The organism is Halosolutus amylolyticus (assembly GCF_023566055.1).
In the GTDB taxonomy this organism is placed as follows: domain Archaea; phylum Halobacteriota; class Halobacteria; order Halobacteriales; family Natrialbaceae; genus Halosolutus; species Halosolutus amylolyticus.
Genome location: NZ_JALIQP010000007.1, coordinates 152,051 through 161,422, shown reverse-complemented (window position 1 = coordinate 161,422; position 9,372 = coordinate 152,051). Strand labels below are relative to the sequence as shown.

General features: G+C 55.0%; 10 protein-coding genes and 4 pseudogenes. 5 read left to right on the top strand and 9 right to left on the bottom strand.

Going from position 1 to position 9,372, the window contains the following annotated elements:
- The first annotated feature begins 137 nt into the window (after positions 1 to 137).
- The 3 genes and pseudogenes from MUN73_RS21175 (at position 138) to MUN73_RS21165 (ending at position 3,370) form a co-directional block, all read left to right on the top strand.
- The gene (locus tag MUN73_RS21175) at positions 138 to 851 is read left to right on the top strand and encodes a hypothetical protein (RefSeq protein ID WP_250142503.1); all 714 of its coding nucleotides are present in this window, start codon (positions 138 to 140) and stop codon (positions 849 to 851) included.
- Positions 848 to 2,215 (top strand): hypothetical protein, encoded by a 1,368-nt coding sequence (locus tag MUN73_RS21170; protein ID WP_250142502.1) that lies wholly within the window; start codon positions 848 to 850, stop codon positions 2,213 to 2,215. The genes MUN73_RS21175 and MUN73_RS21170 overlap by 4 nt, the downstream gene beginning before the upstream one ends.
- A 328-nt stretch (positions 2,216 to 2,543) precedes the next feature.
- Positions 2,544 to 3,370, top strand: a pseudogene (locus MUN73_RS21165) (IS5 family transposase).
- A gap of 53 nt (positions 3,371 to 3,423) precedes the next feature.
- Here the strand turns inward: MUN73_RS21165 and MUN73_RS21160 are convergent.
- The 5 genes from MUN73_RS21160 to MUN73_RS21140 form a co-directional block, all read right to left on the bottom strand.
- Positions 3,424 to 4,272: a DNA-binding protein gene (locus MUN73_RS21160; protein WP_250142564.1), complete on the bottom strand. Its 849-nt coding sequence runs from the start codon at positions 4,270 to 4,272 to the stop codon at positions 3,424 to 3,426.
- A gap of 534 nt (positions 4,273 to 4,806) precedes the next feature.
- Positions 4,807 to 5,136 carry a DUF8158 family protein gene (locus MUN73_RS21155; protein ID WP_250142501.1) on the bottom strand — a complete coding sequence of 110 codons (330 nt, stop codon included), beginning with the start codon at positions 5,134 to 5,136 and terminating at the stop codon, positions 4,807 to 4,809.
- Positions 5,137 to 5,142: 6 nt separating this feature from the next.
- Positions 5,143 to 5,496 carry a DUF8105 family protein gene (locus MUN73_RS21150; RefSeq protein ID WP_250142500.1) on the bottom strand — a complete coding sequence of 118 codons (354 nt, stop codon included), beginning with the start codon at positions 5,494 to 5,496 and terminating at the stop codon, positions 5,143 to 5,145.
- A gap of 78 nt (positions 5,497 to 5,574) precedes the next feature.
- Complete coding sequence (locus MUN73_RS21145) at positions 5,575 to 6,087, bottom strand: PIN domain-containing protein (protein WP_250142499.1); 513 nt, start codon at positions 6,085 to 6,087, stop codon at positions 5,575 to 5,577.
- Positions 6,088 to 6,390, bottom strand: coding sequence for a hypothetical protein (locus MUN73_RS21140; RefSeq protein ID WP_250142498.1), 303 nt, complete (start codon positions 6,388 to 6,390; stop codon positions 6,088 to 6,090).
- A gap of 149 nt (positions 6,391 to 6,539) precedes the next feature.
- On the opposite strand from MUN73_RS21140, the pseudogene MUN73_RS21135 reads away from it, so the two are divergent.
- A pseudogene (locus tag MUN73_RS21135) lies at positions 6,540 to 6,703 on the top strand (DUF3006 domain-containing protein); the annotation flags it as partial.
- Here MUN73_RS21135 and MUN73_RS22855 read toward each other — a convergent pair.
- From MUN73_RS22855 to MUN73_RS22850, 4 genes and pseudogenes are all read right to left on the bottom strand, one after another.
- Positions 6,699 to 7,001: pseudogene (locus MUN73_RS22855) on the bottom strand (RNA polymerase subunit sigma-70); the annotation flags it as partial. The pseudogenes MUN73_RS21135 and MUN73_RS22855 overlap by 5 nt on opposite strands.
- Before the next feature lie 63 nt (positions 7,002 to 7,064).
- Positions 7,065 to 7,451 (bottom strand): PIN domain-containing protein, encoded by a 387-nt coding sequence (locus tag MUN73_RS21130; protein ID WP_250142497.1) that lies wholly within the window; start codon positions 7,449 to 7,451, stop codon positions 7,065 to 7,067.
- Positions 7,448 to 7,723 (bottom strand): AbrB/MazE/SpoVT family DNA-binding domain-containing protein, encoded by a 276-nt coding sequence (locus MUN73_RS21125; protein ID WP_250142496.1) that lies wholly within the window; start codon positions 7,721 to 7,723, stop codon positions 7,448 to 7,450. The genes MUN73_RS21130 and MUN73_RS21125 overlap by 4 nt, the downstream gene beginning before the upstream one ends.
- Before the next feature lie 77 nt (positions 7,724 to 7,800).
- Positions 7,801 to 7,881 (bottom strand): annotated as a pseudogene (locus MUN73_RS22850) (DUF6166 domain-containing protein); the annotation flags it as partial.
- 121 nt (positions 7,882 to 8,002) lie between these two features.
- Here MUN73_RS22850 and MUN73_RS21120 point away from each other — a divergent pair.
- Positions 8,003 to 9,367: a restriction endonuclease gene (locus tag MUN73_RS21120; protein ID WP_250142563.1), complete on the top strand. Its 1,365-nt coding sequence runs from the start codon at positions 8,003 to 8,005 to the stop codon at positions 9,365 to 9,367.
- The last annotated feature ends 5 nt before the right edge of the window (positions 9,368 to 9,372 follow it).

The window sequence follows — 9,372 nt, the reverse complement described above, 5'->3', positions numbered from 1 at the left end:
AGAAATTCGATGAATTAGGTGAGGATGAGGTAGAGCAGTTGCGGCGAACCCTACAAGAGAATATCGAAGAGGCGAATAACCGGCGAAAGTACAAAGCTGAATTGAAAAGCGTTCACCTGATCGGTGAGAACGAAGTGATGGCGGAGAATTACGTTGAGTACAAATCCGGGCACTTCCGCCAATTCAAATTCCGGGAAGAAGACGACAAGGACTACGACTCTGAAGATGGGTGCGAAGTCGAACCTCGAAAGTATTGGCCGATCACCACCCGATACATCCACGTCGACTATGACAATGACGAGTACGACCACGATATCCAACGGTCAGAAGAGGACTTCCTGAACCCGGTGATGACCACGCTCTACGATGATGTTGAGTACGGGGATGACGTGAGATTTGTTGACCCAGTCGACTACCCTGAAAAGTCTCCTGCTGAGTTCGTCGAGGACAGGGTTGAAGAACAGAAGGAGAAGATCAAGGATGACGATTCGTTAGATGACAACGAAAAAGAAGATTATATTGACGTTTTAGATGATCTCACTGCTGCTGAACAGACTGCACTGACCTTGGAGAACGTGAACGTTGCAGGTGATCCGATCCGAATAGAGATTGAGACTGGAGAGCCGATCGAGTCCTTTGCTGAGGGTAACAACTTGGAAAGCCAGTTATCCAAGTTCAACGAGGAGAGCCAACGCCGTGAGTATACGCTGACGATTGGTGATCAGGAGATTCAGGTGAAGGGTGTGAAGATCGAAATTTTGGGTGACGTCACTAAGGAAGAGGAAGAGATGATCACCGAGGTTCTCCGCGAAGAAACCGAGGAAGAGGAAGAACTGGAGGAGTCTGCATGAGTTCTGAGTCTTTCAAAGCGCTCAGGTACGATTTTGAGGATAGACTACGACCTGATGAAGTACCAGACGAACTTCGTGAGAACCCGTTCTGTGTCCGGTCTGAACGCCGGAAGATAAACTGTCCAGAACCGGGATGTAACAAGCCTTGTAACGTAGTGGAGATTGGTGGTGAGAAAAAGTTTCTGTGCCGGGATAAGCATCAGAAACCGTACGATGAGTCGCATCACGTCTACTGGAAGGTTGAGACAGTAGATGCTGTTGAGGAACTGTTAACCGATCTGGGTTTTGAGGCGTCGGTGGAGCAAAACGGATCAATGCTCTCGTTTGAATCAGGGGAGAAGTCGTTTCTCGTAGTTCCTGGCGGGTACAGCGACGACTTGTTACAGCCGATCGCCTCTCAGTTGAAGGACCACCGTAATTTCTGCGTCCTAGCTTTCCAAGACGACACGAAGCGGGGGATCAAACCGCTGATTGACCGGGCTGGCGGTGTTTCCATGGTTGCGACTCCGCCCGGTCTTGAACGCAAGATCGAGAGTTTTGAGTCAATGATTGAGGTTCGGAACGAGTTTGAAGCAGAGTATGAACCTCAGAGAGAAGCTGTTCCAGAAGACCTGGTGGAAAAGATCAATGATAACCCGCAGTTCCTAGTAGGCGAATTAACCGATTTTGAGAAGATTGAGGCCAGCAGTGAGAAGCGAGACAAGATGGAGAAACTGTGTACCCTATCCTTCTCTCAAGTGTTGGACTGCCCCTTGCATCCGATGGGGATGGAAGATACAGGTAATCGGGTTCCCGACGGATTCGGGTTCATTTTCGATGAAGAGAACGGAAACCATCCAACGCTGCTACTGGACTCTAAGAGCGTGAGCAGTGAATACCGTGATTATCCAAAGATCACTGAGAAGCACGGACCACAGTATCGAAAATACCTGGAAATTGTAGACGATGTCTGCTATAGACGACAATGGGAAGAGAAAGTAATCGTCTTCATTTCTCCTGAGTTTAACATCAGTAAGATAGAGGACTTCTTGGACGAGTTAAACCGTACCAAGTTCGATGATTTTCAGGCCGTGTTCATGGATTTGAAGGCTTTGGCTACGTTGATTCTGCATCGTACCAGTCATACTTCGGAGCGTTCGGTGCGGTTGACCCGTGGTGGTTGGACATCGATATTGTACGATTTGTTTTTAGATCCTGATTTTGACCGGAGTGAGCAAGATTATGAACTGGGACGGAACAACGGTCTCTGTCTTACTGAGTCGGCGGTGCAGCAGCACTTTGCTAATAATATTCCAGATCAGAAAAGCCGTGAGAGAACGTTAGAGTATGTAGAGGAGGAGATTCGAGAGTTCTCTCCTGAGTAAGAATATAGATTTAGCTGACTGAGTTCTTGTTGACCCAATGACCATATGTGGTCAGGTCCATAGTTAAAGGCAAAAATCATGAATATTGGCAATCATCTACAATAATAGCTTCTCCTTAGTGGAGTCAGCTATGGGATTGAGAGTTGGAAAAGAAAGAAAAGAGAAAAAGTGGTGGTTAGACGCGCTTATTCTGCTGCAACTTCGAATGCGAGTTCAAGCAGTCCGTCTTCGCCTGTTGGGAACAGTAGTTCGGCTCTGGTGAATCGCTATACTGCGTCGGGATAGGTCGTCAGTTCATAGGTGTTGAAGCGGGAGACTGCCGATGCCTATGTCGAAAATCTCCTGCTTCACGAGTAAAGCGGTACGGTTAGCTAAAAATGCTGTTGGTGGCAGAGGCGAAGCCGCCGCCCCGAAGGGGGTGGGAACTTCGCCGACTATGCTGTCGTTTCGCTCCACTGTCTTCGGATTTACCTTGAGAAATCCTACCGCGAGTCACTCTATCTGTTGAGCGAGATGCCGCATATATTGGCCAAGATCGGGTTTGAAGCGGATGATCTCCCGCATCACTCGACGCTCGTAAAGGCGTTTGACAGGTTCGAGATGAAGATCTGGCGAGTGCTGCTGCGGCTGTCGGCGCAGCTGCACGACACCGCCGATCACGCCGCCATGGACACGACGTTTTTCGACCGCGAAACCGCCAGCAAGCACTACTGCCGCCGGACGAACTACCGCGTTCAAACGCTGAAAACGACCGCGCTCGTCGATACAAAAACACAAGCTATCCTCGACGTTCACTGTGCGACCGAGAAGCGCCACGACACGCAGATCGGCTGGCAACTCGCCCTCCGCAACGCGGGCGAGATTGCCAGCCTCGCCGCTGACAAAGGCTACGATTGGATGCGGTTACGCGAGAAATTGCGCGAAGAAGGCGTCAGACCGCTGATCAAGCACCGGGAGTTCCGACCCATCGATTGCGCGCATAACGCGCGCATTGATGGGCCTCTGAACGGCCAAAGAGCACTGTCTGAGACCGTCTTCTCGACGATTAAGCGCACGCTCGGCCACGCGGTTCGTGCCCGAGCGAGGTACCGCGAATTTCGAGAGATCGCTCTGATGTGTGCGGTCTACAACATCAAGCAAGCCGTGAACCAGTGAAATCAAACGCCGTCTGGTGATTCACCAGAGCCAAAAAGAGAACACTCGTTCGGCTACTCCCACCACCGACCGCGCTCTGGGAAGATGATTTCCGACCAGTGAGTCAGCGCGATCGAGCACCTCCTATTGTACCAGTTCTTCGCCGCCGCCCTGAACCGCACTCGCTCACCCTCCTGTACCATCGTCTGATCGCTCTTCGCCCAGATCGTGAACTTCGTTCGGCCAGTTTCGTCTTCGAGCAACCCAACCTGCTGGATACTCGTACTCGAGGGGTCCCACAGTTCGAGCACACGCCCTTCCACAGTGACCTCGCCTCGTCTGATCTCCTCAAGGGCCCCGATCGGCACGATCGTCCCTGCCTCGTGTTGCATCTCTTCTTTCGTATCCATCACCGCCTCGAACATATCCGCGCCTTCGAGAACCCGACTGGCAATCCGCTTCGCAATGACTGCTCGTGTGTATCCACCGTTGATATCACCAGCCAACCGCTGTGCCTGCCGATTGACCTGGGCCAACTTCGCTCGTCCGAGTTTCTCTCGAGGATCGACTTCCTTGACCGGTCGCTGCTCCCGGCGTGCCTGTTCAACCACTGCCCTCGTTCGCTCCGCTCGTCCCTCCTGTCGACCGAACGCTGCCTGTGCACTGATTCGCTCGAGTTCTTCCTCTCTGGCTCGAATGCGCTCTTCTTGAGCCAGGGTCGCGCCATAGATCCGGTCCTCGCTCGTGTCGACGATTCCGTCTGGATGGTTTGCATCGACCTTTGCCTGGATCTCCATCTCAACCGTCGCCCGGAACTCTGGAGTCTCATCGACGACGTCCTCGTGCTCTTTCTGAACCGTCTCCTGTTCGTATGCTTGTTCATCGACCGAAACGACCTTACTAACCGACTGCTTACTAGACATTAGAATCTCAGTTCCAAAGGCGCTCACTCGGCGTCTTTCCGACACCACAACTCTCCAGCCCTGGCTCTCTCGCTGTCCAACTCATCTATCACACGCGTCTCGCTCGCGCCTTCGCAAGTGCCCGTCAGGGCGCGAGCGAGACGCGCCGATGACAGATCCAACCAGTAACGCGCGGCGCTTCAACCGGAGCGAGCGTCCAGTTTTAAGCCGTTTTCGCGTCTGAGCGCGAGCGAAGACCGAAAGCGCGCTTAATACTGGCATCCGAAGAGCGAGAGTGAGTGGAGGACAGAAGCGGTGAGCGGGACGTGCCGTCTTTGAGGGGGGAACAACCTCCCTCGATAGCCAGCGGAATAGTCCACGTGGGTGGGGTTGAAAGGGGCTGACACGTTGAGCGAACGTTTGCGTTCGCGATGCTCGGAAGGCGCGAAGCGTCTTCCGTTGCTCGGGGAACCCCGACGACGCTAGCACCGCAACGGAGTGAGGCGCGCAGCGAGTCGCGGGACTCGAGCGTGTCAGGGGCTTTTAATCGCAGGTTCAGCGGTCTTGATCTGCGGTTAGCTCCTCGAGAAACCAGCCAGCTGTCGTTCCGATTCGAATGCCATCGATGTTGCTCATTTCGAGGTCAACCGTGGCAGTACGGAACGGGTAGCGTTCGACGAGAACGCGGTAGATCACAGTTCGGACTGGCACCTCCCCATATCTGTCGATGACTGCCGCCATCGCTTGGTCCATGTGAGCGTCTTGGTGATCTTCCCGTGGATTCTGTGCTCGGTTGAGTACGAGTTCGATCACATCATCCACCGATGGGTGCCCGGGGTTTCCTGTGCGTTCGCGAACAGTGTAGAGGGCGTCGGTATCGCACATCGTTAATCACTCCGTTGTACCGTCTTCCGTGCTATCTGTGGATGGTTCCAACCGTTGCTGACGGCGGACCTCAGCGAGCGTGTCCTCGAGTGTAGCGAGACGCTCAATCGCCGCGAGCTCGTCGGTAATCTCCTCGATAAGAGATGCCCGCTTCACAGCGACCTCGTCCCCGTCGGTTGTATCGATTGATTCGACGCGAATCTGTCGTATCTCCTGCCAGCCACAATTCCAACAGTTCCGTGAGACGTCGATGCACTCGTCTTCGTCAGCCGCAAGGAGCACGTCGGTGAGTGACGCTGAAAGTGGTTGGTCTGGCCCGACTTCGAGCGTAACCGGACCACTACACGCAGGACAGTCCATACCTGTCTCAAGAGTCGCGCTGATATTGAAAGTAGATGAACGACGGGAGAGTCTCACAGACGGTTCCACAGGGTTGAGTCAGGGTTCCTCAAGTAACGAGCGAGCGCGCTGAACGTAGCTGTTCGCGTCCCAGCTCCGAGCGTCGCTGATTTCATCGAGGAGCACCCAGGCGTCGGCAGCTGACAGCTGCTCGGTTCGAACGAGGACTGAGAGCAAGGTCGGGGTCGTCACGAGCCGGGTATCAGCGAGCGACGCGTGAATCAAGCCGAGTTGGTTGAACTCATCACAGAGAAATAGTGCGGCATCGAGTTCGTTCGCGAGGGAGACAGCAGCGTTCTCGCCGTCATCGAGTGGAAACTCAGCGTCGAGGTCGACCGACCGTGTCTCGAGTGTATCAGTTTGATCGAGCACGACGGTTGCGGCACGACCGTGTGCGTCATCATACGAGGCGATCTCCCGGAGTTCTTCGATGACCGCTGCTGGGACGACCACCTCGTATTGGGACAGACAGATCGAGAATGGATCGGGATTGTCGTCAGCAACGATCCCGAGACTGACGAGAGCAGAGGTGTCTGCGATAAGTTGCGACATCTATGCGTCGGCGGCCTCGTCGATGAAGTCCTCGTCTAGCTGCTGTTTCAACACGCGGAGATTCGCCGCCTCTTCGGCGCCGACAAGCGCTTTGAGCTGCTCAAAGGAAATCTCGTCGTCGTAGTAGGCGGCCGCGATTTCTTGTGTGAGCGCGTCGTCGTGTGTGGCCTCCTGGAGATACTCTCGGAGCGCAGTCACGAGGATATCCGTCCGATCCTCCCCGAGAACGTCAGCGAGGGCATCAGCCCGGTCAATGAGTCGGTTGGGGGCCCGAAACTGCACGCGCTTTTTGTCGGTGCTCATTATGTGTACGTTGTGAGCCAACATACTTAGCGGTTTTCGTGTGTACGATGTGAGCCTCGATAGGATCGTGTCGACGGACTCCCAACCAGACGGCCGGTCAGACATACGATGCGCTTCGAGGTCACGAATCCAGTGATACTCTCCCCAGCATGACTGAGACCTACATCACAGCTCTCGACCGAATCGACGACGGACAGATAGTGGTGCTCTTACTCGAGGAGACGGCGAGACTGTCGACCAACTCGACGTCGGCGTAACGACGCTGCCACCAGAAGGCCAACACGAAGGGGCCGTTTTCGAGATCGCTGTTAGGCAACACCCATGCGATATTCTGCTTGCGTATCTACCTCCTCGTACATCTGGTCAAGCATCTCGAGGGCAGATTCAAAGGTTGCATAGTGTTGAGTGGCGAACTCGACGGTCTCCTCGAGTGGAATAACCGGCCGGCCATCAACAACGTCTGCTGTGATCTGCTCGCGTGACTCGAGGACGACCTGCAGTCGACCATCAATATCATCTACCGGCTGGCGTTCCTCTGTAGCCGGAATCCCAAACCGCTCGAAAAACCGTGTCCAAGCACCGAGGTCCCGCTCACAGACAGCGATGAATAAGTTGGACTGTATACCAGTTAACCCCTACTCTTCGATGAGTCAAAAAAATCTCAACCGTCACTATCACCCGCTCGTATCAGGCTCTAGCGGGAGACGTTCAGGATCCACCTCTTCGTACGCTTTGTCCGATGAGAAAATTGCAAGCCCATGGGTCTCGGCAGTCGCTGCGTGGAAGGAATCGAACGGAGTCATCCCTTCCTCGTAGTAGTGAACTGCCTTCAGAACGATCTGGCGTTCTTCATCAGTCCTTACGGGGACGAGATCGAGCATATTAGCGAACAATCGAACGTAGTCGTACTCGTGCCGTTCTCGAATGATGAGCAACTCTAGATACGAGAACGGAGAAGTAACGACCTCATGCTCCTCGAGGACTTCTTCAGCCCGTTGTTTGAGCCAGTCAGAATCCTTTACCAGTGCAATGAGGAAGTCAGTCTCCACGAAGACCGTCATTCACTGACGTCCTCCGCCTCACGCTTTGCCTGTTCGAGGTCCTCTTCCGCTTCTTGCTGAGCCTGTTCGAGTGCTTCCTCCTTGAGTTCTTCAATCGACTTCCCGTCGAACGCATCACCAGCTGCTTCCCGAACGGCCTGAAGAGGATTCTCATCAATCGGAATGAGTTCGAGTCGGTCTTCGTATTCGACGACGTGAAACTTTTCACCGTACTTCTGCCTCACTTCTGAGGACAGGTAGATACGTCCGTGCGAATCCGTTTCGACTGACATAGTCATCACTTGGTGTGGCACAAACAAATATATTATCCCAAAAAGTCGTTACCTTTGCCACGGGGTGAAGATGGACGACGGTAACCGACGTAGATGATGCCGGGATCAGCCGAGGTCCGTGACTGTACGTGTGAGCGTGCGTCGCTGATTCCACTCATAGGTTGGTTCGCGGGAGGCTCGTTCGATCATCCCCGCACCCCTCTCGGGGGTTCAAAAACGGACGGGACTCCGTTCGGCAACGTATTTGACAGTTGCAACGTACTGTCCAGGTATATTAGAATGGCTGTCCTGGACGATCTCTCCGGATTCGAGTTTGAGGACGTGATGGAGGACGTGTTCCGCAACCTCGGCTACGAGAACGTCCGCCAGGCCGACCGAACCGCCGACGAGGGCCGCGACATCATCATGGAGGAGGTTGTCGACGGTACCCGCCGCGCGATCATTGTCGAGTGTAAGCACATGGGGACGGTCGGGCGCCCGGTCGTCCAGAAGCTCCACTCGGCGATCGCGACGTTCGACTTCGACGGTCCGAAACGCGGGATGGTCGTGACGACCGGTCGGTTTACGAATCCCGCCCAGGAGTACGCCCAGCGTCTCCAGCAGAACGATGATCCCCATCCCATCGAGCTGCTCGACGGCGAGGACCTCCGGGAGATCGCCGACGAGATCGGTCTCGATCTCTACAACGGCCGCATCGAGATCCTCTGTGACGAGACACTACGGCCGTACGACCCGACGGCGGATGTCGACGCACCTGTCCAGGAGGCGTTCCGCGACATCGAGCACATCGAGGCCGCGGATCTGCCGGTGCCGCGCTCGCAGGTAACGTTTCGGCCGGTGGTCGCGATCACCGCCGACACGAACGCTGTCTTCGAGACCTCCGTCGGTGTCATCCACCGGATCAACGACCGTACACAGTTCGTTGTCCACGCTGAACGCGGCCATCCGAAGGTGGCCGACGACGATGTCGCGACGCTGGTCACCGAGAATTTCCACGCGACGGTCCCCCTCGATACCGGGCAGTTTACCGAGGTATTCGATGACGTCGAGGAGCGCCGGTTTGGCCAGACCCAAACGGAGTACAAGGAGTGGGCTGTTGACCGCCTTCAGGACTACTACACGACGACGGTGACCTACACCGGCGACAACAACGTCACCTACAACAAGACGTGTGAGCCGAATCTCTCGGACATCTCAGTGCAATCGATTGAGCCGGTGTATCTACCTGAGGTTCGGCAGACGACAGAGATACTGGAATACTCGTATCCGTACGAATACTATGCTGCTGGCCCCTCACGGGTTACTCTGGAGGACGGGATTCATCGGTGCGTCCACTGCGAAACGAGCGGCGTCGACGAGACGTACACCTACTGTCCGAACTGCGGGGCGATCGCCTGCAACACCCACATCAAGACCGAACGGCTCGAAGGGGAGCCGGTCTGTACCGGCTGTGCAGTGACTGAACGGTTCGCGCTGAAGACGAAGTACTTCTACGACGAGGAGAACCTCGAGGCGTTCCGAGAGGAGTACGCCGAGATGCCACTCCACGAGAAGGCAATGGAGAACAAGCTGCTGGCTGGCGGGAGTGTGGTTGCGACCCTGTTAATCGTCCTCGGCGTTCTCGTGATCGGCGGCATCATCTAATCCGT

Excerpts from the sequence above, each read along its gene's own strand:
- MUN73_RS21155 (WP_250142501.1), bottom strand. The coding sequence starts at position 5,136 with ATGTGCGATACCGACGCCCTCTACACTGTTCGCGAACGCACAGGAAAC.
- MUN73_RS21145 (WP_250142499.1), bottom strand. The coding sequence starts at position 6,087 with ATGTCGCAACTTATCGCAGACACCTCTGCTCTCGTCAGTCTCGGGATC.
- MUN73_RS21150 (WP_250142500.1), bottom strand. The coding sequence starts at position 5,496 with ATGGACTGTCCTGCGTGTAGTGGTCCGGTTACGCTCGAAGTCGGGCCA.
- MUN73_RS21125 (WP_250142496.1), bottom strand. The coding sequence starts at position 7,723 with ATGTCAGTCGAAACGGATTCGCACGGACGTATCTACCTGTCCTCAGAA.
- MUN73_RS21120 (WP_250142563.1), top strand. The coding sequence starts at position 8,003 with ATGGCTGTCCTGGACGATCTCTCCGGATTCGAGTTTGAGGACGTGATG.
- MUN73_RS21160 (WP_250142564.1), bottom strand. The coding sequence starts at position 4,272 with ATGTCTAGTAAGCAGTCGGTTAGTAAGGTCGTTTCGGTCGATGAACAA.
- MUN73_RS21175 (WP_250142503.1), top strand. The coding sequence starts at position 138 with ATGGCGGAGAATTACGTTGAGTACAAATCCGGGCACTTCCGCCAATTC.
- MUN73_RS21170 (WP_250142502.1), top strand. The coding sequence starts at position 848 with ATGAGTTCTGAGTCTTTCAAAGCGCTCAGGTACGATTTTGAGGATAGA.
- MUN73_RS21130 (WP_250142497.1), bottom strand. The coding sequence starts at position 7,451 with ATGACGGTCTTCGTGGAGACTGACTTCCTCATTGCACTGGTAAAGGAT.
- MUN73_RS21140 (WP_250142498.1), bottom strand. The coding sequence starts at position 6,390 with ATGAGCACCGACAAAAAGCGCGTGCAGTTTCGGGCCCCCAACCGACTC.